General features: G+C 50.2%; 26 protein-coding genes. 22 read left to right on the forward strand and 4 right to left on the reverse strand.

Going from position 1 to position 24,840, the window contains the following annotated elements:
• Nucleotides 1–398 (forward strand): M20/M25/M40 family metallo-hydrolase (locus B4H10_RS09270; RefSeq protein ID WP_292018712.1); only part of this gene is annotated, 398 nt, incomplete at its 5' end.
• A gap of 61 nt (nucleotides 399–459) precedes the next feature.
• Here the strand turns inward: B4H10_RS09270 and B4H10_RS09275 are convergent.
• Nucleotides 460–1,161, reverse strand: coding sequence for a helix-turn-helix domain-containing protein (locus B4H10_RS09275; protein WP_113855341.1), 702 nt, complete (start codon nucleotides 1,159–1,161; stop codon nucleotides 460–462).
• Between the two features lie 392 nt (nucleotides 1,162–1,553).
• On the opposite strand from B4H10_RS09275, the gene B4H10_RS09280 reads away from it, so the two are divergent.
• Entirely contained in the window at nucleotides 1,554–2,768 is a 1,215-nt protein-coding gene (locus B4H10_RS09280; protein ID WP_075581871.1) for a MalY/PatB family protein, read from the forward strand.
• A 48-nt stretch (nucleotides 2,769–2,816) separates the two neighbouring features.
• Entirely contained in the window at nucleotides 2,817–4,154 is a 1,338-nt protein-coding gene (locus tag B4H10_RS09285) for an acetyl-CoA hydrolase/transferase family protein (protein WP_292018713.1), read from the forward strand.
• Nucleotides 4,155–4,236: 82 nt separating this feature from the next.
• Here the strand turns inward: B4H10_RS09285 and B4H10_RS09290 are convergent, their stop codons facing one another.
• Complete coding sequence (locus tag B4H10_RS09290) at nucleotides 4,237–5,157, reverse strand: metal ABC transporter solute-binding protein, Zn/Mn family (RefSeq protein WP_292018714.1); 921 nt, start codon at nucleotides 5,155–5,157, stop codon at nucleotides 4,237–4,239.
• A 120-nt stretch (nucleotides 5,158–5,277) separates the two neighbouring features.
• Here B4H10_RS09290 and B4H10_RS09295 point away from each other — a divergent pair, with 120 nt between their 5' ends.
• The 14 genes from B4H10_RS09295 to dnaB all read left to right on the forward strand — a co-directional run bounded on the left by B4H10_RS09295 (nucleotide 5,278) and on the right by dnaB (nucleotide 19,364).
• Nucleotides 5,278–5,955 carry a metal ABC transporter ATP-binding protein gene (locus tag B4H10_RS09295; protein ID WP_059077026.1) on the forward strand — a complete coding sequence of 226 codons (678 nt, stop codon included), beginning with the start codon at nucleotides 5,278–5,280 and terminating at the stop codon, nucleotides 5,953–5,955.
• Nucleotides 5,948–6,766: a metal ABC transporter permease gene (locus B4H10_RS09300; protein WP_170086983.1), complete on the forward strand. Its 819-nt coding sequence runs from the start codon at nucleotides 5,948–5,950 to the stop codon at nucleotides 6,764–6,766. Before B4H10_RS09295 ends, B4H10_RS09300 begins: the two co-directional genes overlap by 8 nt.
• Nucleotides 6,767–6,770: 4 nt before the next feature.
• On the forward strand, nucleotides 6,771–7,229 hold the full coding sequence (locus B4H10_RS09305; protein WP_059077024.1) for a Fur family transcriptional regulator: 459 nt from the start codon (nucleotides 6,771–6,773) through the stop codon (nucleotides 7,227–7,229).
• The gene (locus B4H10_RS09310; RefSeq protein WP_059077023.1) at nucleotides 7,222–7,992 is read left to right on the forward strand and encodes a serine hydrolase; all 771 of its coding nucleotides are present in this window, start codon (nucleotides 7,222–7,224) and stop codon (nucleotides 7,990–7,992) included. Before B4H10_RS09305 ends, B4H10_RS09310 begins: the two co-directional genes overlap by 8 nt.
• 150 nt (nucleotides 7,993–8,142) lie before the next feature.
• Nucleotides 8,143–8,457 (forward strand): ArsR/SmtB family transcription factor, encoded by a 315-nt coding sequence (locus B4H10_RS09315; RefSeq protein WP_059077022.1) that lies wholly within the window; start codon nucleotides 8,143–8,145, stop codon nucleotides 8,455–8,457.
• A 26-nt stretch (nucleotides 8,458–8,483) separates the two neighbouring features.
• Entirely contained in the window at nucleotides 8,484–8,981 is a 498-nt protein-coding gene (locus B4H10_RS09320; protein WP_059077021.1) for a SixA phosphatase family protein, read from the forward strand.
• A 30-nt stretch (nucleotides 8,982–9,011) separates the two neighbouring features.
• The gene (gene thiD / locus B4H10_RS09325; protein WP_059077020.1) at nucleotides 9,012–9,812 is read left to right on the forward strand and encodes a bifunctional hydroxymethylpyrimidine kinase/phosphomethylpyrimidine kinase; all 801 of its coding nucleotides are present in this window, start codon (nucleotides 9,012–9,014) and stop codon (nucleotides 9,810–9,812) included.
• 20 nt (nucleotides 9,813–9,832) lie between these two features.
• Entirely contained in the window at nucleotides 9,833–10,762 is a 930-nt protein-coding gene (locus tag B4H10_RS09330) for a hypothetical protein (RefSeq protein ID WP_292018715.1), read from the forward strand.
• Between the two features lie 167 nt (nucleotides 10,763–10,929).
• A complete protein-coding gene (locus tag B4H10_RS09335) occupies nucleotides 10,930–12,591 on the forward strand; it encodes a ribonuclease J (protein WP_059077018.1) in 1,662 nt (553 codons plus the stop codon).
• An 85-nt stretch (nucleotides 12,592–12,676) separates the two neighbouring features.
• Entirely contained in the window at nucleotides 12,677–13,633 is a 957-nt protein-coding gene (locus B4H10_RS09340) for a DUF2232 domain-containing protein (protein ID WP_059077017.1), read from the forward strand.
• Nucleotides 13,634–13,650: 17 nt separating this feature from the next.
• On the forward strand, nucleotides 13,651–15,660 hold the full coding sequence (locus B4H10_RS09345) for a DHH family phosphoesterase (protein ID WP_059077016.1): 2,010 nt from the start codon (nucleotides 13,651–13,653) through the stop codon (nucleotides 15,658–15,660).
• Nucleotides 15,657–16,103, forward strand: a complete 447-nt coding sequence (gene rplI, locus B4H10_RS09350; protein WP_059077015.1) for a 50S ribosomal protein L9 — start codon at nucleotides 15,657–15,659, stop codon at nucleotides 16,101–16,103. Before B4H10_RS09345 ends, rplI begins: the two co-directional genes overlap by 4 nt.
• Before the next feature lie 16 nt (nucleotides 16,104–16,119).
• Complete coding sequence (lonC, locus tag B4H10_RS09355) at nucleotides 16,120–18,027, forward strand: Lon family ATP-dependent protease (RefSeq protein ID WP_170086982.1); 1,908 nt, start codon at nucleotides 16,120–16,122, stop codon at nucleotides 18,025–18,027.
• Nucleotides 18,028–18,038: 11 nt separating this feature from the next.
• Nucleotides 18,039–19,364 carry a replicative DNA helicase gene (dnaB, locus tag B4H10_RS09360; protein ID WP_075581877.1) on the forward strand — a complete coding sequence of 442 codons (1,326 nt, stop codon included), beginning with the start codon at nucleotides 18,039–18,041 and terminating at the stop codon, nucleotides 19,362–19,364.
• 64 nt (nucleotides 19,365–19,428) lie between these two features.
• On the opposite strand, the gene B4H10_RS09365 is transcribed toward dnaB, so the two are convergent.
• Both B4H10_RS09365 and B4H10_RS09370 read right to left on the reverse strand, forming a co-directional pair.
• A complete protein-coding gene (locus B4H10_RS09365; RefSeq protein WP_075581878.1) occupies nucleotides 19,429–20,301 on the reverse strand; it encodes an epoxyqueuosine reductase in 873 nt (290 codons plus the stop codon).
• Entirely contained in the window at nucleotides 20,291–21,064 is a 774-nt protein-coding gene (locus tag B4H10_RS09370) for a GntR family transcriptional regulator (protein WP_070807769.1), read from the reverse strand. The genes B4H10_RS09365 and B4H10_RS09370 overlap by 11 nt, the downstream gene beginning before the upstream one ends.
• A 155-nt stretch (nucleotides 21,065–21,219) precedes the next feature.
• On the opposite strand from B4H10_RS09370, the gene B4H10_RS09375 reads away from it, so the two are divergent.
• The 5 genes from B4H10_RS09375 to B4H10_RS09395 all read left to right on the forward strand — a co-directional run.
• On the forward strand, nucleotides 21,220–21,729 hold the full coding sequence (locus B4H10_RS09375) for a hypothetical protein (RefSeq protein WP_059077011.1): 510 nt from the start codon (nucleotides 21,220–21,222) through the stop codon (nucleotides 21,727–21,729).
• Between the two features lie 160 nt (nucleotides 21,730–21,889).
• Nucleotides 21,890–22,690 (forward strand): amino acid ABC transporter substrate-binding protein, encoded by an 801-nt coding sequence (locus tag B4H10_RS09380; RefSeq protein ID WP_292018716.1) that lies wholly within the window; start codon nucleotides 21,890–21,892, stop codon nucleotides 22,688–22,690.
• A gap of 17 nt (nucleotides 22,691–22,707) precedes the next feature.
• Nucleotides 22,708–23,511, forward strand: coding sequence for an amino acid ABC transporter substrate-binding protein (locus B4H10_RS09385; RefSeq protein WP_292018717.1), 804 nt, complete (start codon nucleotides 22,708–22,710; stop codon nucleotides 23,509–23,511).
• 93 nt (nucleotides 23,512–23,604) lie between these two features.
• On the forward strand, nucleotides 23,605–24,255 hold the full coding sequence (locus B4H10_RS09390) for an amino acid ABC transporter permease (RefSeq protein WP_059077008.1): 651 nt from the start codon (nucleotides 23,605–23,607) through the stop codon (nucleotides 24,253–24,255).
• An 11-nt stretch (nucleotides 24,256–24,266) separates the two neighbouring features.
• On the forward strand, nucleotides 24,267–24,840 hold a 574-nt coding region (locus tag B4H10_RS09395; RefSeq protein WP_292018718.1), incomplete at its 3' end, for an amino acid ABC transporter ATP-binding protein.

The raw sequence follows: 24,840 nt of genomic DNA on the forward strand, positions 1-24,840 counted from the left end.
TAAGCGCTACCATCAGTGCCCGCGTCCTTCCCGGGGAAACGGGGGATGAAATCCTGGCGTATATCCGGCAGTACCTCACCGGAGGCATCCAGGTCCGCCGCGTATCCGGCATCGACCCGGTCAACGAAGACACCCCGGACAGTGAAGAATTCCGTCTGGTCGAACAGACTATCCACGATGTATACGGCGACGATGTCATCGTCATGCCGGAACTGATGCTGTTTGCGACAGACTCCCGCTATTATAAGGACATTGCTAAACACATCTTCCTTTTCAGTGGCTATGAACAGGACGATACGTGGGGGCCCATGCACGGTGTCAACGAACGGATTCCTGCTGCCGCACTTCCGGGATCTCGTAATTTCTTCCGCAGACTGATGGAAAATTACAATGCATAACAGAATAAGCCTAAAAAAACTGGTTTATGGAGTATTTTGTTCCATAAGCCAGTTTTTTTACTTATACGAAAGATAGCATGTTGTATTGCTTCATGCGGCGGATATCCTCTTTGGAAATCATCAGAGATTTGATGAGGTCGTCTGTTTCCGGGAGAATTTTTTTTGAAATAAGCATTTTGGTAGCGACGGGCATTAATGGTCGGGAAGAAACGCCGAATCCCATGGCCCATTTGGTGGGAGCATCTAAAAACGACGCGAGGACACGGATAATATATTTTTCTATATAGGTATCCTGATTCTGGAATTCCATAGTGGTCAGGGCGTCGTAATGGGATATTGTTCCTGTATAAGTGTTTTCACAATTCTGATATTCATCATAATTCTTTATATTCATGTACATGATGGCTGGAAATATATGCTGATTTTCCGGAAATACATCGATAATCGTGCGGTTCAGATGGTTATTACGGCCATCATACATATATATGTACATGTGATTCAGATTTTTGAAGAAATTGGGAACGGTTACAGTTTCTGTTGGGACATTTTCCGGTGGCATGTATAATAACTGCTCGAGGCGGACCTGTAATACCTGTGCAATATCGAACAGGGTATCCAAATCCAAAGAAATTTTACCGCTTTCATATTTGGAAACTGTTGCTTTGCTCTTACAGATACGATCCGCCAGTTCCTGGACGGTCAGCTTATTCTTTTTCCGGAATGTACGGATTGCCTTACCCGTATTTTCTGTTACCAGAGACATGAAATCACCTCTGATGTCATTGTACACGTTTTTTTGTTTCTTTAAAATATTCAAAATAAAAAAAACAATTGAAAAAACATGTCTTCTGATGAAATTGGAAGATGATTGGCTCTTATGTTTCGCTTAAAGAAACATAATGACTATGTTTATGTCTTTAAACGAAACATAGGGGCTTTTGCCAGTGGACATCGGAACTGATATAGTATAAGCATAAACAGAGCGCTCTTACCTATAATAATTATAATTCTGAATAATCACATATTTGTAGAAAATTGGTAAATATGTGGCATGCCGGTATAGTATAAAATATTTGCCGGGGGATGCATTTCTTGATATAGTAATTATAGCAAGGCGTCTTATGGTATATTTTTTAGCAAGGGAGAGTGGGATACATGAAGTATAATTTTGATGAAATCGTCGATAGGAGACATACGAATGCACTCAATACGGATGGGTTCCGTGGCTACATTTTCCATGATTTTGAAGGGAAAAAGACCTTTCCGTTCAAGGACGATGAATTTGTCCGCATGTGGGTAGCCGATATGGAATTTGCCATGTGCCCGGCTATTATCCAGGCAATCAAAGACCGGGCCGACAAGCGCATTATCGGATACAGCCAGGTGTTTGAACCGGAATTTTTCCAGGCTTACAATGCCTGGAGTGAAAAGATGTACGGCTGGACCTATCCGAAAGAAGAAATCTGCTTTTCCCTGGGAATCATACCGGCTTTGTATACGCTGGTAGATCTGCTCCTGGGCGACCATGATTATGCCATCATCAATACGCCGGCATACGGATATTTTCAACACCCTGTCGATGAACGGCACAAACACGCTATTCATAATAAGATGAAATGCGATGACGAAGGCAACTGGTCCATCGACTTTGATTCCCTCGAACGGGATGCAGCCAACCCGCTGGCCAAGCTTCTCATCTGGTGTAATCCCCAGAATCCGACGGGACGCGTCTGGACGGAAGAAGAACTGCGGAAAGTAGCAGCTATTGTAGAAAAATATAATCTCTGGATCATCAGTGATGAAATCCATTGTGATATACTCCGGCAGGGTGTCCATCACATTCCTATGGCTAAAATTATGCCGGATTATCAAAAACTGATTACTTGCACGTCAGCTTCCAAGTGCTTCAATATGGCAGGTATGATGTTTGCCGAAATCATCATCCGCGATAAAGGGCTGCGCGATCTCTATATCGGTACGACCAATGCCTATGCTATGAACGTAAATCCCCTTTCTATCGCCGCCCATCAGGCAGCTTACGAACACGGGAGTGAATGGCTGGACCAGCTCAAGACGTATCTGGACGGGAATTTCCAGTTTGTGAAGGACACTCTGGACAGAGAACTCCCGGATATCACCTTCCAGATTCCACAGGCAACCTATCTGGCATGGGTCAACATGAATCCGTATCTCGGCGATGTGGAAGATATTCCTGACTTTATGGCCAATAAAGCCGGCGTACTGCTGGAAGGAGGAGATGCGCTCTTTGTCGATAACGCCAAGGGCTATATCCGCCTCAATCTGGCCATGCCGCGCTCTATCATAGCCGAAGGGATGAAACGCATCGTCAAGGCCATCAAGGAACGATAATAGGGATTGTCAGGCAGAAACGGTGTCAGTCAGATGGGAGATGAGCTGATGGATTACCAGAGTGAATACATGAGCAAACGCTGTACACCTCAGCAGGCAGTGCAGCTGATCCGCGACGGGGACTGGGTCGATTACACCCAGGGTATTACCTTTCCCCAGCTTCTCGATGAGGCCCTGGCAGAACGGACAGGGGAATTGGCCGATGTGAAGATCCGCTGCATGTTCTGCCTGAAACGGCCGCAGATATTGGAAAAAGATCCCCATAGCGTATCTTTTACGTATCATACCTGGCATAGCAGCCAGATAGACCGCAGGGATGTCAATGAAGGCCGGGCTTATTTCGCCCCGATTCAGTACAGTCATCTGGCAGAATATTACCGCCGGGGAATGGCACCGGTCGATGTTGTCATGATGACCGTTTCTCCTATGGACCGTCATGGGAACTTCAGTTTTGCCTGCAATCCGTCGGCCACTCAGGGCGCTCTCGATGCAGCAGACCGCATCATCGTCGAAGTTAACCCCAACCTGCCGGAAGCGTACGGCCTGGGAGGAGATTTTATTCATATTTCCGATATCGATGCTATCGTGGAAAGTGATGCACCGGTGCTTACGGCACCCAATCCACCCGTACAGGAAATCGATAAGAAAATTGCGGCCTGGCTGCTCCCCTATCTGAAAGACGGTATGACGCTGCAGATCGGTGTCGGCGGTATTCCCAATGCCCTGGGGATGCTCATTGCCGATTCGGATCTGAAAGATCTGGGCATGCATACGGAATATCTCAGTGATGGCTGCCTGAAACTGTATGAGGCAGGGAAGATAACGAATCGCAGAAAAGAACTCCTGCCGGGCAAAGGCGTGTATGGTACTTGTGCCGGCAGCACGGAACTGTACGATTTCGTCGATCACAACCGGGCATTACTATCAGCCCCTATTGAATATGTCAATCACGTGGATCAGATCCGTCAGCTGAACCAGTTCGTTTCTATCAATGGCTGCCTGGCCGTCGATTTATATGGACAGGTTTGCTCGGAATCGGCTGGCCTCCGGCATATCAGCGGCTCGGGGGGACAGGTCGATTTTATTAGCGGTGCCTTCTGGTCTCCTCATGGGCAGGCCTTTCTGACTATGCCTTCGACGTATACAGACCGGCAGGGTATCGTACATTCACGCATACAGCCGTTTTTCTCACATGGCGATATCGTTACGACGGTACGGGCCATAGCTCCGTGTATCGTAACGGAATACGGGATAGCAGAACTGGAAGGCAGGACGACGTGGCAGCGGGCAGAAGCTCTCATTGCCATTGCCCATCCCGATTTCCGCGAATCTCTGATCCGTGCGGCGGAAGCCCAGCACATATGGCGCGCTTCTCATAAACGATAATATTACTATCAATAGATAAAAGAGAGGGGGCCGCAACATGAACGGGAATGCTCATGTTGCGGCCCCCTTTCTTTTTATTTAATTACGATTCCTGGAGGGATGTGTATATTTTTTCCAGATTGTCTTTCATGACAGAAAGGTACGTTTCGTCCTCGTCTCCTTCTTCCAGCGTATCTATCGATTCCAGTCTGGCTCCCGTTTCCTGGGCCAGGGTTTCCGCTATTTTGGGGCTTTCCATGTTTTCTACGAAAATGGTCTGGACATGGGCGGCTTTGCAGGCATCAGCCAATTCTGTCATATGACGGGCACTGGGTTCTCCCGAGGCAAAGACATTAGTCAGACTGAGCTGGCGGAGGCCGAAGTCCCGGGCCAGATATGCAAAGGCTGCATGACCGGTGACGAAAGTCCGGGATGGGGCCGTATTAAATTTCAGCTGGTACCGGGCGTACAGCGCATCTGTTTTCTGGACAAATTCCATATACCGCTGGGTATAATAGTCTGCATGGTCCGGGTCAGCTGCGGCGAAAGCATCGCGTATGTTGCGCGCTTCTATCTTGGCATTTTTCAGACTCAGCCAGACATGAGGATCGGCCTGTTTTTCCGGCTTCCGGCCGGGCAGAATCTGCTTCATTTCTACATAGTGGATATCGGCTCCGTCTGATGCCGTGACAACGGCAAGCTGTTCATTTCCCGCTGCTTCTACCGCTTTATCAGCCCAGGTTTCCAGCCCACAGCCGTTGATGATAAAGATACGGGCCTGGGATAAGGCCGTCAAATCGGATGATTTAGGCTGGAAGTCATGCGGTTCTTCCCCTTCCGGTATGATCATGTGGATATCGACCTTGTCTCCGCCGATGGCATGGGCCAGTTCTCCCATAGCGTGGAAGGAAACGACGACCGGGAGTTTTCCCGCTTCTGGAGGAGGTGTTTTTTGGTTTTCCGGGGCACATCCGCCGAGCAGGAGAAGCAACAGGATGGTGAATATATAGAAAAGACGTTTCATACAGGCAGCTTCCTATCTTATAAATGAAAAAGATATATAAATGCAAATCACTTGCACTTGCGGTTAGGATTAGGATATAATATATTACACTACTTGTCAATATACAGAGGAGACTGCCTTATGATTACCATATCTCATGTCTATTACGCATATGAAACGGGGACACCCTATTTGCTGCGCGATTTGAATCTGACTATCCACAATGGGGATTATATCTCTATTGTAGGAGAAAACGGATCTGGAAAAAGTACCTTCATAAAATTGCTTCTCGGGCTGTTAAAGCCATCCAGGGGCACACTGGTCAATGATTTCAAGCGGACCAGCTACGTGCCCCAGCGGTTTGAAACGCTGAACCGCCAATTTCCCATTACGGTGCGTGAAGTGATGAATACATACCGTAAAGTCCTCGGCATAAAGGATAAAGAAGCGGTCAGCCATTATCTGGGGCTCATGAAAATGGATGCCTACGGGGAATCACTCATCGGAAACCTGTCAGGCGGGCAGTGCCAGAAAGTATTCATTGCCCGGGCTCTCATGGCCCATCCGGACCTTCTCATACTGGACGAGCCGTCTACGGGAATTGATGTCAAGTCCCAGGCAGAATTATATCCGTTCCTGAAACAGCTCAATACAGAGCATGGCATCACCATCGTCACAGTGGAACATAATCTGCGGGCGGCTATGCGCAATTCCCAATATATGTACCACGTAGCCGGTGGCAGCGGTCATCTCTGCTCGCCTGATGAGTATATCCGCGAATATGTTTCTGAAAATACAGGGAGTGAATCCTATGTTTGAATACACCTTTATGCAGAATGCCTTTATCGTAGCTCTTCTCATATCTGTCGTCTGTCCCATGATAGGCATGTTCCTCGTCCTGCGCCGCTACTCTATGATTGGAGATACCCTGGCCCATGCATCGCTGGCAGGGGTTGCCGTGGGACTCCTCATCGATGTCAATCCTATTATCAGCGCGTTTTGCCTGACCAGCTTTTTTGGCGTTCTCATCGAAGTGCTGCGCAACATGTTCCGCCGCTACGCCGAACTCGTGCTGATTATCGTGCTGTCACTTTCCGTCGGCATTGCCATTACCATCATCAGTGCCGGACTGGTCCATACGAATGTAGAGTCCTTCCTGTTTGGCAGTATCCTTACCGTATCGCAAGCGGATGTATGGTCTGTGGTCATCCTCAGTATCATTTCCCTCACTACGATTCTCTGGCTGTATCCCCAGCTGGTCATGATTACCTTTGATGAAGACGGGGCCCGCATCGCGGGCATCCGCTGCCGGGCTATTAATTACATTTTTGCCATTCTCGTAGCCGCGACGATTTCTGTTTCTATCCGCATCGTCGGTATCCTGGTCATCAGTTCACTCATTGCTCTGCCGGTAGCAACGGCGCTCCAGCTGCAGCAGGGGTTCCGCCGTACACTGCAGTGGTCTGTCGTATTCAGCTTTATCGATATTTTATCCGGACTGTTTGTTTCGTATTGGATTGATGCGGCACCAGGTGGCGTGACGGCTATTACTTCCGTATTGCTGCTGCTTCTGGTCATTGCTGGCAGACAGCTGCGGACGGTATTGGAAAAACGGCCGGAAGGGGTGTAACAGGATGGCAGAATTGCAAAAATATGATTTGTGTCTCCATAAATATGGCATGAAAAATACGCGGCCCCGGCGCTGGGTACTGGAAGTGCTCCTGCAGCAGCAAGGACTGGTGACGGCGGAAGAAATTTATCAGAAGCTCCTGGCCGGAGGGGCATCGGTCAATGTTTCTACAGTATACCGCGTACTCGATTTATTTGAAGAAAAAAAACTGGTGGAAAAAGATTTCCTGCCGGAAGTGCGCCGCTACGGGTATTTTTTGCGCGTACCCGGTCATATTCATCACCTCATCTGCATCCGGTGTCATAAAAAAGTAGATATTTCGGCCTGTCCTCTTTCGGCTTTTGAAAAACAGGTTGCAGCAGAAACAGGATTTGAACTGGTAGGGCACCGGTTGGAATTATACGGGCTGTGCCGGGATTGTCAGGAAAAGGAAAAACGGGAGGGAAAAGAATACCATGAATAGTCAATGGATTGAAGAACATCTGACGCCATATCTTCCGGCCGGCACGGACTTGTCCATCTATTGCCGCCCATTGGAGCAGGGGACTCCCGTTGTCTATCATGAACGGGTCCTGCCGTCGGCCAGTCTGATAAAATTACCCATCATGAGTACATTGTTCCGCAAGGAAAAGGAAGGGACGGTATCTTTTTCGGAAAAGCTGCGGATTACCAGTCCCGTAGAAGGCGGATCCTATTATAAACGGGGCGGGACACTGGCCACGATTTCCGAGCTGATTTTTCATATGATTGTCGAAAGCGACAATACGTGTACCAACGTTCTCATCGACCGCCTGGGAATGGATGCGGTCAACGAGGAAATCCGGCGTCTGGGAATGACTCACACTATCCTGCAGCGCAAGATGATGGACTTTATCGCCAGCCGGGATGGCCGGGAAAATATGACGACCGTGTCCGATATGGGGCGCTTTTTTTCGCTCCTTTCACGAGGACATGCCGTCGATGCCGCCCGGGATCAGCGCATGCTGGATATCCTGAGCCATCAGGAAGATAACTGCATCCTACCGGCCCAGCTGCCTCATACGGTACGGGTGGATCACAAGACGGGGGAACTGGATGGCATATACCATGACTGTGGACTCATTTATGCTCCGTCCGGACCGTTCATTTTATGCCTCATGGCGGATGGCGTATCCGATGAACCCCGTCTGTTTTATGGGCTTTCGTATTTTACCCGGGCGGTATATGACGAACTGGCCCGGTCATAGAAACACGGCAATCAGATATATTCAGACATATTATAAATTTTTTAGAATACTTTTCTACAAAAAGGCTGTAGAAATCATGCGCATATGATATAATAAGATATTCAATAATATGTGGCAGTCATATGCCAGACGGAATAGGGGAGAGAAATAGTGGCAGAAAAGGAAACATCACAGCAGGCTCCGGTGCCACAGGAATATATCGTGCCGCTGGCAGGTGTTTTCAAGGTCCTTGGTGACCCGACGCGCCTGCGCATCCTGCAGGCACTGATGGGAGGAGAGTGTTGTGTCAGTGATCTGGCGGACAAACTGGTCATGGAACAATCGGCCGTATCCCACCAGTTGCGTGTCCTCCGGGATGCGGCGCTTGTCCAGTTCCGGCGTCAGGGAAAAACGGTTTATTACTCCCTTGCCGATGAACACGTATATACCCTGCTGAAAGTAGGGCTGGAGCATGTGGCGGAATGAGCCGTAGCTGAGAGAGAAGGATTTATATGTATATTTGTTTGATGCGTCACGGTAAAGCGGAACCATACAGGGACGGGCAGGATGACAGCGGACGCGTTCTGACCAGCCGGGGTATACAGGATGTCCGTGATATGGCGGCATTGGCCCGGAAATGGTGGCCCGGTGGTACGACCCGCATCTGGACGAGCCCGCTTATCCGGGCCTGTCAGACGGCAGATATCATGAGCCAGTCCCTGCAGCCGGCCGCCATCCGCACGGATTGCTACATAGGCGATGGCGACCTTTCCGGCCTGTATGAGGAGCTGAAGGCCTTGCCGGAAATGGATACACTGCTGATTGTCGGACATCAGCCGTATCTGGACCGGTGGACCGAAGCCTGGACCGGTTCTCCTGCAGGATTCAAGACGGCCAGTATGGCCCTGGTTTCGTATGATCCCTATGATGGGAACTTCGGAAAGGGAAAATTGCTTTTATATCTGCACCCGGCTGGCGCGCGCCTGTTCCTGGGACAGGCTGCCCAGTAATGTGATTTTGACTCTTGGGAGGTTTTATATATGAAACATGTGTTATCGATTGCCGGTACAGATCCGTCCGGTGGTGCCGGTGCGGCAGCGGACTGCAAGACCTTTTGTGCCCACGGCTGTTTTGCCCTCAATGTTATTACGGCTGTTGTTTCGCAAAATACACAGGGCGTACGCGGATATATGGATGTAACGCCGGATCTCATTGCCGACCAGATTGATGCTGTCTTTGAAGATATCGACGTAGATGCCGTCAAAATAGGCATGGTAAGTGTGCCGGAAACGATTCGCGTCATTGCCGATAAACTCCGGCAGTATCAGCCGCGCTTCGTCGTCATTGACCCGGTCATGGTAGCTACCAGCGGACACCGGCTGCTCGTCCCCGAAGCGGAACAGACGCTGAAAGAAGTCCTGCTTCCACTGGCCGATGTCCTTACGCCAAACATTCCTGAAGCAGAAGTGCTGACGGGAAAGACGATAGAAAACCTGTCCGACATGGAAGATGCGGCTAAAGCTATCAGTGCCATGGGTGCCAGGGCCGTCCTGGTCAAAGGCGGGCACCGCGTGGAAGATGCTACGGACATTTTATTTGACGGTCAGGAACTCCATTACTTCAAGGGCAAACGCGTAGACAGTACGAGTACCCACGGTACAGGCTGTTCGTTGTCAAGCGCCATTGCTTCAGACCTGGCTAATGGCATGAGCCTTACCGATGCCGTGGCGGAAGCCAAGCAGTATGTGTATGAAGGGATTGCCCATGCCGAACCGATTGGCAAGGGGCACGGACCGATCCATCACTTCTATGAATTATATAAAAAGGCGGGCCTGCAATAGCCCCGGTGTGAGGTGATACTATGTTTACAAAAAAACTGAAAAAGGCTGCCCTGGCAGCGGCGGCAATTTGTACCATCGGCGGAGCGGCCTTTGCGGCGACACCGCAGCAGACCTATATGGATGCAGTGAATACGATGAGTACCCATCCGGAAGGGACGTATACGACCCAGGTGAAGATTGTCATGCCCTTTGTTGGTACCGTTACGGGCCATCAGCAGGCGTTTATCCAGCTGGAACCAGAAGCAAAAGCCCGTTTCGACACGTGGGCGACAAGCAGCCAGGGCGGGGATAGTGAAAAAGTTTCCGGTTACATGGAACAGGACGGGGCCAGACTGGTCATTTATTATCCCCAGACAGAACGGAATAAAAATAAGTCGTCCAAAACAGTATGGAAGAAAGCATCTATACCTCTGAAAGACGGCCGTTCTATGGCAGAAATCATTCGTCATGAACAGCACAAAGATGTCCTGAATGGCGTTAAATCGGTGACGGCCCTCGGCGGTGACCGGTATAATGTCGTCTATGATATGTCCCGCATTTATAAAGATGGCGACGAAAAGGAATGGGAAAAACAGGGACTTACGAAAGCGGAGGACCGGGAACTGTTGAAATCCGTCCTTCTGGCTCTGAAGGACAGTGGCGATGTATCGGCCCAGCTGACCATTGACCCCCGTTCCCACCGGATTACCCATGTCTCGGTACCGCTGACGGCACAGATGCGGTCTGTCACATCGGCTATAGCCGATAAGGCAGCAGATTATGCACCGGACAAGAAAGCGGAACTGGCTATGGCCAAACAGTTTGCCATGAATAGTACGGTATCTTTTGACTGTGACTGGTCTCTGCTGCCTCAGGGGATTGATCTCACTGTACCAGAATCAGTTAAGAAAAAAGCGGTACAAGATAAAGATGGCAATATTCTCGTGCTTCAGGTCGGCGACCAGAAATAATATATGCTTTTTGCCAGGCATATAGTGTATATTTTTATCGTTATTTTGAAAAATTCTTGTCAAAGAAAATCGATAGTTATTGACAGATAGCCCAAAATAAAAGAAAATAATAGTAAGTAGTTTGAGCGGATACAGCACGAACCCAAATATGTATAGGAGGTAAGAAATTGGCTAAGAAGGAAAAACTTCTTGTAATTCCTCTGGGAGGCCTGGGTGAAATCGGTAAGAACATGACCGTTATCCAGTACGGCGATGATATTGTTGTCATCGATGCCGGGCTGGCATTTCCTGACGATGACATGTTCGGTATCGACCTGGTCATCCCCGACATGAGTTACTTGATTGAAAACAAAGATAAAGTACGGGCTATTGTCATTACGCATGGTCATGAAGACCACATCGGCAGCTTATCCTATCTGCTGAATGAAGTGAATGCGCCTGTATACGCGACGAAACTCGTCTGCGGTCTCATTGAAGGAAAGTTAAAAGAAAATCATATTACAAATTATCAGTTAAACGAAGTGCATCATGGAGATGAAGTGCAGATCGGCTGTATGAAGGTGGGGTTCATTCATACGAATCATTCCATCCCCGATGCGAGCGCTCTCTACTTCCGTACGCCTGTAGGTACCATTGTCCATACGGGTGACTTCAAGATGGACCTGACACCGGTAGACGGACTGCCTATGGATATCCACAAATTTGCCGACCTGGGCCGCCGCGGCGTACTGCTTCTCATGTCAGACAGTACCAATGCGGAACGGCCGGGGTATACGGAGTCGGAAACAACCGTCAGTGTCGCCTTCCGCAAAGCCTTCGGCGAAGCGAAAGGCCGGATTATCCTGGCGACATTTGCATCCAACATTTCCCGTATCCAGCAGGCTATCAATACAGCCGTACTGTTCAAACGGAAAGTTACTGTCCTCGGGCGCAGCATGGTCAATAACGTGCAGATTGCCATTGATCTGGGCTACCTGGAAGTACCGGACGGCGTGCTCATCGAACCGGATGAACTGAACCGCTATCCAGCCGATCAGGTGCTTATCCTGACGACGGGCAGCCAGGGCGAACCTATGGCCGGCCTGTCCCGTATGGCATCTAATAATCACCGCAGCGTCAGCATCATGCCCGGTGATACGGTTATTATCTCGGCAACGCCGATCCCAGGCAATGAAACCGGTGTGGGCCGGACTATCGATAACCTGATGAAGCTGGGCGCTACGGTCATTGCCGGTCGGGATAAAAGAATGCATGTTTCCGGCCATGCTAGTCAGGAAGAATTGAAGATCATGCTCAGCCTGATCAAGCCGAAATACTTCATCCCTGTCCATGGTGAATACCGCATGCTGCGGAAACACGGGGAACTGGCCGTACAGATGGGAGTGGCGAAAGATCACGTCCTCATCGGCGATAACGGGCAGATTTTCGAATTCTCCAACCGTTCCGGCCATAAGACGGGCCATGTCAATGCCGGGCGCGTCTTTGTCGATGGCCTCGGCGTCGGCGATGTAGGTAATATCGTCATCCGGGACCGGCAGCAGCTGGCTATGGAAGGTGTTGTCATCGTCGTCATGACCCTGGCAAAGGGCACGAGTCATGCTCTGGCAGGCCCGGATATCGTATCCCGTGGATTTGTCTATGTCCGGGATTCAGAAGAACTCATGCGTGAAGCCCACGAAAAAGTAGCAGCTGTACTGGAACGCTGCGAAGCCGGTAATATCCGCGAATGGGCTGTCATTAAGTCGCAGGTCCGGGATACGCTGAGCCGCTATCTCTATGAAAAAACACGGCGGCGTCCTATGATTCTGCCTATCATCATGGAAGTATAGCCTAAATTGCATACAGCAGGCAGCGGAGGTTTATGCCTCCGCTGTCAGTTTTGATAGCCCTTTTATCTGGAAGGAGTGGAACTCTATGGAGCAGACACGTGCCGGTTACTGGACAGCAGGCGTCTTCTTTGCTGCTTTGCTGCTGATCATGGCGCTGCTGGCCCCGCTGGTGCCGGGACTGCCCTTTATCGGAGCTTTGATTCTTATATTTTACTTGCCGGTCCTGTGTGTCCAGTATGGACTTCCAGTGGCATTGCTACTGGCGGCCGGTCCTGTGCTGGTCCTGGCTTTTATGGCCTCTCCTGTGCTGGCGGCGCTGCAGTGGGGCATCCCGGCTGTCATGGCCTTTGCTGTAGGAACCGGGTATAGCCGCCGTATCGCCCCACTGCGCATCTTCGGATTTGTGGCAGGCGGCATCATCGCCCTTGCCCTGCTCGCCTGTCTCGGTGTGACTGTCATCGGAAAGGTACCATTATACGATATGCTTCAGCAGATTGTGAACCAGGCAGCCGATGAAGCCGTAGCGTATTATATACAGAGCAATCCCGCTTCGGCCCAGGTAGTAGCCGTCCATCAGGAAGTCGAAATGCTGAAGAAGACCATTCCCGTCATGATACCACTTCAGGTCTGCATGGGAATTCTCATGACGGTCTACCTGCAGATCCGCATTACCCAGCCGGTCCTGGCACGCAAAGGCTATAATATTCTGCCCTTTCCCCCTATCCGGCTTTGGGAAATTCCACGGGCTATGGTATACTTATATATACTGGCTATGGTCATGAAATACTGGGGGACGTCCCGGCACATTGACTGGCTGAATATACTGGCCGTCAATGCCGATCAGCTGGCCTCATTTTTTATCTGTATTGAAGGACTGGCTTTTATTCTGTACCTGCTGCAACACCGGCTTGTGTTAAAATCGGGATCGCAGGCTATGATAGTCATCCTCGTACTCTTTGTCCCCATATTCCAGATTGTGGCGTTTATTTTCGGACTCGCGGATATGCTGCTCAATTACCGCAAAAAACGGGAAGCCATGTAACCGCAGGAGGCGGGAGTATGTTTAAAAAATTATTAACCAACCGCAATGAAGAGACCTTTATCGGCGTCGTGCTGGTACTGCTCCTGATCGTTGCCTTTTACAACTGGATTATTGCGCTCCTTGCCGGCATTGTCATCGGCGGCGTCTATGTTCTGACGCATAAGACCAATACGGAACGGAACAGGGAAATCAGCCAGCTTTTCGATGCGATTTCCCAGAGTGTAGACCAGGCATCGACCTATGCCGTCCAGAATCTGCCTATTGGCATCGCCATTGTCGATATGGAATCGAGCCTGTGCTGGGCTAACAGCGTATTCCGAGACTGGGTCGGTGATATCGAAGACGATCAGCGGCTGGATTATATTATGCCGAACCTCAATATCGACAAATTCTGGGGGAAATTCGGTTACTTTTTTGAACATATTGGCAAGCGCTATTATCGCGTAGTCTATAAGTATCTGCAGACAGAGGGATCGGAAGAAGACAACTATCTCATATTGTATTTTGAAGATATCACGGAAACGGAACAGCAGAAAATGAATTGTCTGGCTGCAATGCCTGTCTTTTGTGATATCGCCATCGATAATATGGAAGAAGTTGGTAAAGGCATGACGGCCGTACAGCAGGCGACGCTCTGGACCAACGTCAACAATTGTCTGATTGATGCGCTGACAGCACACAATGCGTTTGTCCGTTCTTATGGCAATGACAATTATATAGCCTGCCTGAGCCGGGAAGCGCTGAATACGCTGAAGGAAGATAATTTCTCCTTCTTGGAACAAATCCGTTCTATCCATACGGTCAACCGCATACCCGTTACGGTCAGCATGGGGATAGCCGCGTTTTCTGAAGATATTGTTACACAAGGAAAGGCCAATTTTAACGAACTGGCGGACAAGGCTCATTCCGGACTCGACCTGGCCCTGGGGCGTGGCGGCGATCAGGTCGTCGTCTATGAAGAAGATGGGACCGCGCATTTTTATGGCGGAAAGACCCGGTCTGTAGAAAAAAATACCCGCGTCCGTGCCAGAGTCGTATCTCAGGCTATCAGAGAACTCATTGAAACCTCTGATCTGGTGCTCATCATGGGCCATGAACGGGAAGATTATGACAGCATCGGCGCCGCTATCGGCGTAGCACGCATGGCAAAAATCGGGGGCAAACCTGTTCATATCGTCATCAGCCGCCAGACGGAAGCCATCAGCCGGATTGAAAAGGAAATCCGCGACGTGCCGGAGTTTAAGGACCTGCTCATCACGGCCGATATGGCCGAAGTGGCCTGCAATGACCAGACCCTGCTGTTCATCGTCGATACGCACCGGCCGGATATGACCGTGGCACCGCAGCTTCTCGATAAGACGGAACGGCGTGTCGTCATCGATCATCATCGCCGCAGCAGTGATTTCATCAAAAAACCACTGCTCGTGTATACGGAACCGTCCAGTTCCTCGACGAGCGAACTGGTGACAGAATTACTGCAATATTTTGACGAAGACCCGGAACTGCAGAAAATCGAAGCGACCGCCCTCTATGCGGGCATCGTCGTCGATACGAAGAATTTTTCTGTCCAGACGGGTGTGCGCACCTTTGACGCGGCTGCCTATCTGCGCCGCTGTGGCGCAGATCCGGATATTGTCCGCGAATTGTTCAGTTCTGATTTTGATTCGGTCAAACTTAAGGCACGGCTGCTGTCGGAAGCGCGCATTGCTGATGGTATCGCCATGACGAGCTGTCCCAAAGAGGTTCCCAACGCTCAGATCATATCCGCCCAGGTAGCCGATATGCTGGTCAATATTACTGATGTAGAAGCAGCCTTTACATTTTATGAATTACCCGATAATATCATAGGTGTCAGTGCCCGTTCCAAGGGTGATATCAATGTGCAGCTCATTATGGAAGCCATTGGCGGCGGCGGCCACCGCACGGTCGCCGGCGTACAGCTCAAAGGGCGCACGCTCATAGAAGCACAAGATGAAGTCATGGATGCCATCCATGAAGTACTCGATAAAGGGAGAGATACAGTATGAAAGTAGTATTATTACAGGATGTAAAAAAATTAGGTAAAAAAGGCGATATCATAGAAGTATCCGAAGGCTATGGCCGCAATTTCCTGCTGCCCCGCAAATTGGCTGCACCGGGAACATCCGGCAATATCAACGATGCCAAACAGAAAAAGGCTGCCGCTGTCCACAAGGCACAGGTCGCTTCTGATGAAGCCCTTATCCTTGCCAGCCAGCTGAAAAAGGTAGAACTGACGATTCCTGTCCGCGTCGGAGAAGGTGGAAAGATTTTTGGCGCTATTACGGGGAAAACAATCAGCGAAGCCGCTAAAGCGCAATATAATATCGATTTAGACAAGAAGAAAGTAGAAATCAAGAATCCGATTAAAGCTTTGGGAACGTACGATGTCGTGATTCATGTCCATCCTACTATTTCCAGTGAAATTAAAATTCATGTCGTAGAAGAATAATTCCTGAGGTCAGCCTATGAAAGAATTACTGGATAAGCTGCTGCAGCGTCATAAGTATCTGGAACCGACTGCGGAAGAAGAACTGCGCCGTCAGGTGAATGTCCTGTACGGTGCCTTTACCGGCCTGATCGGTCCGGAAAAGATGGTTCTCCGGGCCAGCAAATATTCGGCTTTGGCGTACGTTCATTCGGAAGACCCCCGCCGTCGTATCGTCGGGCTGCAGCGGCTGGTCTATGAAGATGCGTCATATGATAAGGTGCCTTCTGATGACGAAGTTATCGATGTCCTGAACGAGCTGGAGAATGTGCTGGCAGAAATGCTGGCCCGTCAGGCCGTGGAAGAACGGCTGGAAAAGAAAATCAGCCAGCGCATGGAAGAAAAGCAGCAGGAGTACGTACAGGAAATCAAAATGGAGCTCATCAAGGAGGAACTCCACGATGTGGAAACACCGCAGACGAAAAAAAAGCTGGACGATCTGCAGCATCTTGATTCCATTCATCTGACAGAATCGGTCATGCAGCGCGTCCGGCCTAAAACGCTTTCAGCCATTGTAGGTCAGGACCGGGCTGTCGAAGCGATGGAAAGCAAGCTGGCATCGGTGTATCCCCAGCACTTGCTCCTGTACGGGCCTCCCGGCGTGGGAAAAACGACGGCAGCCAGAATTGTCCTGAATGAGGCAAAAAAGCTGCCTTTTACGCCCTTTGGACCAGATGCGCCCTTTGTCGAAACGGACGGGGCGACACTGCGCTGGGATGCCCGCGATATGACCAATCCGCTCATCGGATCGGTCCACGATCCCATCTATCAGGGTGCCCGTCATGACCTGGCTGAAACGGGGATTCCCGAACCAAAACCGGGACTGGTGACGGAAGCCCACGGCGGCATTCTGTTCATCGATGAAATTGGTGAAATGGATCCCATGCTGCTCAATAAACTCCTGAAAGTACTGGAAGACAAGCGGGTCCGCTTTGAATCAGCGTATTATGATGAAACGGATCCTCATATTCCGGCGTATATCCGCAAATTATTTGCCGAAGGAGCGCCTGCTGATTTCGTGCTCATCGGTGCGACGACGAGGGATCCGTCAGAAATTAATCCGGCTATCCGGTCCCGGTGCGCCGAAATATATTTCGAGCCCCTCGTGCCGGCTGATATCCAGCAGATCGTCACCAATGCGGCACAGTCCCTGGGTGTTACCATGGAGGACGGTGTAGCCGAACTGATTAGTACCTTTACTATTGAAGGGCGGAAAGCCGTCAATATCCTGGCCGATACGTACGGTCTGGCTGTCTTCCGCTCCGGCAGCAATGATCATGTCGTACTGACGAAAGAGCTGGTAGAGAGGGTGGCCCAGATCAGCCGTCTCGTCCCGTATGTGACCGAAAAAGCGTCATCCCTTCCGGCTGTGGGCAAAGTCTTTGGACTGGGCGTAGCCGGTTTTCTCGGTTCCGCCATCGAAATTGAAGCCGTTGCCTATCCGGCCCGTACGCCGGGAAAAGGGTATTTCCGCTTCAATGATACGGCCGGCTCCATGGCCAAGGATTCCATGTTCAATGCCGCCGCTGTCGTACGCCGCATAACCGGTAAGGAATTGTCTGATTACGATGTCAATGTCAACTTCGTTGGAGGTGGCAACATCGATGGCCCCTCGGCGGGTTGTGCCATCACGACGGCACTGATTTCGGCAGTTACGGGGAAAGCGGTCCGACAGGACATTGCCATGACTGGCGAAATTTCGATACAGGGACTTGTCAAGCCCGTCGGCGGTGTGTTTGAAAAAGCATACGGAGCTCGCCAGGCTGGCATGAAAGGCATAGTGATTCCCGAAGAAAATCAGCGGGATATACCGGAGCATCATCTGAATCTTCAGATTTATAGTACCCGCACCATTGAGGAAGTCCTCGATATCATGCTTGTAAAATAGGGGAGAATAGTATGGAACAACGGATTCCGCCGCAGAATGTCGAAGCAGAACAGGCCGTACTCGGCGCCATGATGCTCGACCATAATGCTGTCATCACGGCTATGGAAGTCTTGCAGCCCCATGATTTTTACCGGGAAATACACCGGACCATTTTTGAGGCTATGGAAAACCTGCACCGTGAAAATAAGGAAATCGATCTGATTACCTTACCGGAAGAGCTGCGCCGTATGAAAAAACTGGATGCAGCAGGCGGTCTGGAATACGTCCTCAGTCTGCCCAATCTGGTGGCGACGGCAGCCAATATTGAATATCATGCCAATATCGTCAAAGACAAGGCAATGACCCGTGATCTCATCACGACATGTACGGATCTGACGACAGAAGCCTACGATGGAGAAAAAGAAGCAGACGAACTCATAGACGATGCGGAACGAAAAATATTCCACCTCGCTGAAAATAAAAAAAGCGGCGACTTTGATCCTGTCGGAAAAGTCGTCGAAGACACGCTGGATAAGATTTCCAAGCTTTATGAAAATAAAGCCGGCCTGACGGGGCTGCCTACGGGATTCCGGGACCTTGATAAGCTGACGTCGGGCTTGCAGCCATCAGACCTGATTCTTATTGCAGCCCGGCCGAGTATGGGCAAGACGGCCTTTACGCTGAATATTGCCCAGAATGTCGGTGTGCGTCAGCATAAGACGGTCGCTTTTTTCTCTCTGGAAATGAGCAAGGAACAGCTGGTGCAGCGGCTGCTGTGCCAGATTTCCCATATCGATTCCCAGAAGCTCCGGACAGGCCAGCTCAATACGGATAAGGACTGGGCCCAGCTTACCGATGCGTGTGACAAATTATATCAGGCGCCGATTTATATCGATGACACGCCGGGGATTTCCGTATCGGAAATGCGCTCCAAGGCGCGGCGGCTGAAATCGGAACACGGTCTGGATTTGATTATCGTCGATTATCTGCAGCTCATGCAGGGACGGAATTCAGAAAGCCGCCAGCAGGAAATTTCAGAAATTTCCCGCTCACTAAAAGCGTTGGCGAGAGAGCTGAAAGTACCTCTTATCGCCCTTTCCCAGCTCAGCCGCAGTGTAGAAAGCCGCCAGGACAAGCGGCCCATGCTCAGTGACCTCCGCGAATCGGGGGCGTTGGAACAGGATGCGGATATTGTTGCCTTTCTCTACCGGGAAGATTATTACGATAAGGAAACAGAGAATCAGCATATTACGGAAGTCATCGTGGCCAAACACCGCAATGGCCCGACGGATACGGTTAAACTCTACTTCCGTGGCGAATATACGCTGTTCCTGAATCTGGATCCGACTCACGAATAAAAGATATTTTGCTTTTACCCATATACCCAGACGGGGCTGTAACAACACGGTTCTTTCCATGTTGCTACAGCCCCGTTTTGGCATGTACGATATCGAGATTGCGCAGGAGAATCTTTTTCCCCCGCCAGGAAAAAGGCCGGTTCCCGTAAGTTGTGCGGAACTGGCGGTTCGTAAGTGATTCTATATCTTCTTTCCGCAGCATCGTAAGGCGGTTTTGACGGAATTCCACTATGGGAGTTATGGGAACACCCTTATTATGGGGACAGACCCGCTGACATTCATCACAGCCGAAGATGAGCGGTGTCCTGGCTATAACCTCCATTTCCCTATCGGTAAGGGGTTCCTTCTTCTGGGTAAGATAGGATTTGCAGAGATGATAGTCATATGTTCCCTCCGACAGGCAGCCGCCAGGGCATATGCGCTGGCAGGCACCGCAATGGAGACATTCCCTGTCCATAGGAGCGTCCGGTGTGAGAGGCAGTGTTGTCAGAATGGCACCGATAAAGCAGTACGATCCATACACGGGATGGATGAGACATTGATTGTCACCTACAAATCCCAGACCGGCCTCTACGGCCAGCAGCCGTTCTGTGAGAGGGGATGTGTCAGCAATGCAGCGCTGTGTACCGCCATACGAGGTCAGGATAGCAGACAGCTTTTCCAGATAGGCCGGGACGATGAGATGATAATCTTCGAGCTGACAGTAGAGCGAAAGATTCGTCTTTTCTGTCTCTCTGTTGTAATAGGGAAACAGAATGACGACGGCGGCCTTGCAATCCGGTAACAGAGACGTCAGGTCATAGCGCTCCATTCCCTTTCCCGATGCCAGCGGACAGACGGGCTGCTCTGTTTCCGGAACGGGCAGATGGGCACTGGCGATGCCGGTACAGGTAAGGCCGAGCCTGCGGGCGGCGTCTTTTATGAAATCAGTGTTCATGGACTGCTTCTGATACCGGTTCTTCCAGTTCCGGCGGCAGGATCATCCCTTCTACGGACAGGGACTCTGTGGGAAGTGTATCGGCAGCCAGTGCCGGCGTGTGGCGGAGAATATAGTCATGAGCCGTTATATAGCAAATGCCCAGATGGCTGTCCATGGCCTGGCAGGCTTCGTGTGTGTCTTTGTTTTCCAGGGCATGGACAATCCGCCAGTGCTCTTCCGCTGCTTCGGCACAGCGGCTGCGGCGGCTGTATAAAGAATTAATGCCGGTCCGTTTGATTTTATCCCGCATTTCTTCAACGAGACGGCGCAACATCAGATTGCCGCTGGCGACGATGATCGTGTTGTGGAACTCCGTATCGGAACGGATGAATTCCTGATAATCCGGTGCCGCCTGAGTCTGTTTATACTTAAACAGCTGCTGCTGCACCGTCTGGCGCAGGACTTCCAGATGGTCGGCAGAGATATGTTCGCAGGCCAGCCGTACGGCAAGAATTTCCAGGGCTGTCCGGATCTGGAAGATGTTTTTCAGATCCTGCATACTGAGCCCCTTGACCAGGATACCCCGCTTGGGAATATACTGGATCCAGCCTTCTTTCTGCAGCTGCAGTGCAGCCCGGCGGACAGGCGTGCGGCTGATTTGAAGTTCCGCGGCCAGCGTGCGTTCGCTGAGCATCTGGCCATTGACGTAGGTCTGATCGAGAAGCCGCTGTTTCATCGTACGGTAGACCTGCATCTGTAAGGACTGATTTTTGTATTCCATAACTATATCAACCCCTTTGTGTTTAATGAGCTATCAGTATTATATCATATCCCACAATAGTTTGTTAACCAGTGGTGGCTGTCTTTGGCATATCCAGAGATGGCAGGCTATGGTATAATAAGGGCGTCGGGGGATGTGGGATGGGAGGCTGAATCATGACCAGGGAAGAAATATCGCAGCATTTCGGCTGCGGTACAGTGGAACAAGCATATGAAAATTCCAAATGGTTTTCTGTCTTTATGCAGCTTCTGTTTACGGGCGTCGGCATTTATTTCTTCTGGCTCATGCTGGCAGAAACGACACTGGCAGCCAAGCTGGATAACATAGCCGTCCTGATTTTTTGTCTCTGGCGTATCGACCGGCAGCGCGATGTCATTTGTTACGTCACGGCAAAGGGGCTGGTCGTCCGGCGGCAGTTTATGTCTCTGGAAGAGTTTTTTGATGAACAGCTCCATCCGGACCGCAATCTGGTGTTTATCCGCTATGAAGATATTTTTGAAATTTCCGACAACTGGAAGGAAATACAGCTCGGAGCGGCAGAAGAAGGCGGCCTGGCCGTACTGCCCGTTCATCTGCAATTCCTTCCCCGGCAATATAAGCAGGAAATCATGGACCGTATTAAAAAAGAACAGGAAACGGATGATAAGGACGACAAAAAGGGATGACAGGCGTTTCTGTTTAACTATGTGTTATTGCATTATCCTGACCTGAACTATGATAATTCCGTATACCTATTTTACTTTATTATTTTAATAAAATAAAGTAAAATATAGGCATTGATGTTTTACTTTATAGTCCTTGAACAGGATGTGGGGGAGCGATCAGATGAGACATTGGCAGAAATATGCCGCAATAGGCATAACGGCTGTACTGGCTGCCGGTCTTATGACCGGTTGTGGCAGTGATAAAAAAGCAGAACAGGGGGCATCAGGAGAAAAAAATAAAATCGTCATCGGTCTCGATGACAATTTCCCGCCTTTCGGATTTCACGATGAAAGCGGGGAACTCGTCGGCTTTGATATCGATATGGCAAAAGAAGCGGCCAAACGCCTGGGCATTGAAGTAGAATTCAAACCGATAGACTGGGACAGCAAAGAAACGGAATTGAACAGCAAGAAAATCGATGCCATCTGGAATGGCCTGTCTATTACACCGGAACGGGAAAAGAATATCCTCTTTTCCCGGCCGTATGAAAACGGGCCGCAGATTCTCCTCGTACGGGCCGATTCTCCCATCCAGGGAAAAGCGGACCTGGCAGGCAAAATCGTAGGCACGCAGCAGGGCAGTACTGGTCTGGAAGCCATCAATCAGGAACCACAGCTGCGTGATTCCTTCAAAGAACTCAAGCAATATTCGGATAATGTGACGAGTTTCATGGATCTGGAAGTCGGACGTATTGATGCCGTCGTCGTAGCCAAGACGACAGCCGCTTATTTTATGCAGAAGAACAAGGCGAACTTCCGCATCATCGATGTAGGATATCCCGATATCCCCAGTGGCGTCGGCATGCGCAAGGACGATACGGCACTGAAGGCAAAACTGGATAAAGTGCTGGAAGACATGCATAATGACGGTACGAGCAAAGCCATCTCGGAAAAATGGTTTGGCATTGATATTTCGATGTAATAAGGAGGATATGAAATATGAACTTAAAAAAAGTAATACTGGCAGGCACGCTGGCAGTCACGACGGCAGCCATGATTACAGGTTGCGGCGGACAGGATAAAAAGGCAGCAGACCAGAAGCTGCCTGATAAAATCGTCATCGGCCTCGACGATAATTTCCCGCCTATGGGATTCCGCAATGAAAGCGGCGAACTCGTCGGCTTTGATATCGACCTGGCAAAAGAAGCGGCCAAACGGCTGGGTGTGGAAGTAGAATTCAAGCCCATTGACTGGGACAGTAAGGAAGCGGCCTTACAGAGCAAGCAGGTAGACCTCCTCTGGAATGGCCTGACTATTACCAAAGACCGTTCGGAAAAGATAGCTTTTTCCAAGCCGTATATGAAAAACGCTCAGCTTCTCGTCGTGCGGGCGGATTCCCCGATTACGGACCGGGCTGGTCTTGCCGGAAAGATTATCGGTACCCAGGAAGGCAGCAGTTCTATTGATGCTCTGGATAAGAATAAAGAATTTGAAAATTCTCTTCAGGAAGTCAAGAAATACGGCGATTTCGTCAACGCCTTTATGGACCTGGAAATCGGCCGGACTGACGGTGTCCTCGTCGATAGCGTAGTCGGCCGCTATTACATGACCAAGAAAGAAGGAAAGTTCAAAGTCATCGATGATAAGATGGGCGATGAACAGTTTGGCGTCGGCATGCGCAAGGACGACAAAGTGCTTCAGGATAAGCTGAACGACGTCTTGAAACAGATGACAGAAAATGGTACAATGACTAAGTTGTCCGATAAATGGTTCGGGGAAGATATTACGATTCCCGTTAAATAGTGTATAGTGTTGCTGTATCTGGTGGAGGGGCCGCCTGTGTCTGGGCGGCCCGCTTGTTTGTCCTGACACAGGTACATAGTAAGGGAGTGCCTTATGGAGTATTTATTGCATATCGTGCCTGCCGTAGCCGTGGGGCTGCAGGTTACGCTGAAGATTTTCATCATTACTATTGTGCTCAGCCTGCCTCTCGGGGTGGTCATGGCTATAGCCCGTATTTCAAAAATCAAGCCCCTCAGCAAGTTTATGGGAGCCTATATCTATATCATGCGGGGCACGCCGCTCATGCTGCAGATCCTCTTTATCTATTATGGCCTGCCTTTTATCATCGACGGTCTGAAACTGGCGGACTTCCCGGCAGCTATCATCGCCTTCGTCTTTAACTACGCCGCATATTTCGCTGAAATTTTCCGCGGCGGCATCCAGTCTATTGACAAAGGCCAGTATGAAGGGGCTAAAGTTCTGGGTATGACCTATGTCCAGACCATGCGCCGCATCATCCTGCCCCAGGTCGTAAAACGCGTCCTGCCGCCGGTGGCGAATGAAACCATCAACCTGCTGAAAGATACGTCCCTGGTCTATATCCTGGCCATGAATGATATCCTGCGCATTACCCGGTCCATCGTACAGCGCGATTTTGATACGACCGCCTTTATCGTAGCCGCCGTCTTCTATCTCTTCTTTACGTTTATCCTCACCAAGGTATTTAGTTATCTGGAAAAACGCTTTGCCGTATACGATGAATAGGAGGCACTACGATGAGTTTTATTGAAATGAATCATATCCGTAAACAATTCGGGAATCTGGAAGTACTGAAAGATGTGACGCTGCATATGGAACGCGGTGAAGTCATTTCCATCATCGGTCCATCCGGCAGTGGCAAGAGTACCTTCCTGCGGTGTCTCTGTCAGCTTGAAACCATCAATCGAGGAGAAATCATCGTCGATGGACAGTACATGGTCAAGACGCCGGAAGGCAGCCAGCGCGCCATCTACGAACCGGCTTCCCGTGTACGGGCCATCTGCCGCCGCATGGGCATGGTATTCCAGCATTTCAACCTTTTCCCGCATATGACCGTACTGCGGAATATGACGCTAGCGCCGATCCGGCTTCTGAAGAAAAGCAAGGAGGAAGCAGAGCAGAAAGCCATGGCCCTTCTGGAACGCGTGAACCTTGCGGATCGTGCGGACGCTTATCCCAGTCAACTGTCCGGGGGCCAGAAGCAGCGTATCGCAATCGTACGTGCCCTGTGCATGGAACCGGAAGTCATGCTTTTTGACGAGCCCACCTCCGCCCTGGACCCGGAAATGGTCGGCGAAGTGCTCGACGTCA

The organism is Megasphaera sp. UBA4382, assembly GCF_002391155.1.
GTDB classification, from domain to species: domain Bacteria; phylum Bacillota; class Negativicutes; order Veillonellales; family Megasphaeraceae; genus Megasphaera; species Megasphaera hexanoica.

Excerpts from the sequence above, each read along its gene's own strand:
- B4H10_RS09305 (WP_059077024.1), top strand. The coding sequence starts at position 6,771 with ATGGCAGAATTGCAAAAATATGATTTGTGTCTCCATAAATATGGCATG.
- B4H10_RS09285 (WP_292018713.1), top strand. The coding sequence starts at position 2,817 with ATGGATTACCAGAGTGAATACATGAGCAAACGCTGTACACCTCAGCAG.
- dnaB (WP_075581877.1), top strand. The coding sequence starts at position 18,039 with ATGGAACAACGGATTCCGCCGCAGAATGTCGAAGCAGAACAGGCCGTA.
- B4H10_RS09320 (WP_059077021.1), top strand. The coding sequence starts at position 8,484 with ATGTATATTTGTTTGATGCGTCACGGTAAAGCGGAACCATACAGGGAC.
- B4H10_RS09375 (WP_059077011.1), top strand. The coding sequence starts at position 21,220 with ATGACCAGGGAAGAAATATCGCAGCATTTCGGCTGCGGTACAGTGGAA.
- B4H10_RS09310 (WP_059077023.1), top strand. The coding sequence starts at position 7,222 with ATGAATAGTCAATGGATTGAAGAACATCTGACGCCATATCTTCCGGCC.
- thiD (WP_059077020.1), top strand. The coding sequence starts at position 9,012 with ATGAAACATGTGTTATCGATTGCCGGTACAGATCCGTCCGGTGGTGCC.
- B4H10_RS09380 (WP_292018716.1), top strand. The coding sequence starts at position 21,890 with ATGAGACATTGGCAGAAATATGCCGCAATAGGCATAACGGCTGTACTG.
- B4H10_RS09295 (WP_059077026.1), top strand. The coding sequence starts at position 5,278 with ATGATTACCATATCTCATGTCTATTACGCATATGAAACGGGGACACCC.
- B4H10_RS09275 (WP_113855341.1), bottom strand. The coding sequence starts at position 1,161 with ATGTCTCTGGTAACAGAAAATACGGGTAAGGCAATCCGTACATTCCGG.
- B4H10_RS09370 (WP_070807769.1), bottom strand. The coding sequence starts at position 21,064 with ATGGAATACAAAAATCAGTCCTTACAGATGCAGGTCTACCGTACGATG.
- B4H10_RS09280 (WP_075581871.1), top strand. The coding sequence starts at position 1,554 with ATGAAGTATAATTTTGATGAAATCGTCGATAGGAGACATACGAATGCA.
- B4H10_RS09340 (WP_059077017.1), top strand. The coding sequence starts at position 12,677 with ATGGAGCAGACACGTGCCGGTTACTGGACAGCAGGCGTCTTCTTTGCT.
- B4H10_RS09365 (WP_075581878.1), bottom strand. The coding sequence starts at position 20,301 with ATGAACACTGATTTCATAAAAGACGCCGCCCGCAGGCTCGGCCTTACC.
- rplI (WP_059077015.1), top strand. The coding sequence starts at position 15,657 with ATGAAAGTAGTATTATTACAGGATGTAAAAAAATTAGGTAAAAAAGGC.
- B4H10_RS09385 (WP_292018717.1), top strand. The coding sequence starts at position 22,708 with ATGAACTTAAAAAAAGTAATACTGGCAGGCACGCTGGCAGTCACGACG.
- B4H10_RS09390 (WP_059077008.1), top strand. The coding sequence starts at position 23,605 with ATGGAGTATTTATTGCATATCGTGCCTGCCGTAGCCGTGGGGCTGCAG.
- B4H10_RS09330 (WP_292018715.1), top strand. The coding sequence starts at position 9,833 with ATGTTTACAAAAAAACTGAAAAAGGCTGCCCTGGCAGCGGCGGCAATT.
- B4H10_RS09300 (WP_170086983.1), top strand. The coding sequence starts at position 5,948 with ATGTTTGAATACACCTTTATGCAGAATGCCTTTATCGTAGCTCTTCTC.
- B4H10_RS09290 (WP_292018714.1), bottom strand. The coding sequence starts at position 5,157 with ATGAAACGTCTTTTCTATATATTCACCATCCTGTTGCTTCTCCTGCTC.
- lonC (WP_170086982.1), top strand. The coding sequence starts at position 16,120 with ATGAAAGAATTACTGGATAAGCTGCTGCAGCGTCATAAGTATCTGGAA.
- B4H10_RS09345 (WP_059077016.1), top strand. The coding sequence starts at position 13,651 with ATGTTTAAAAAATTATTAACCAACCGCAATGAAGAGACCTTTATCGGC.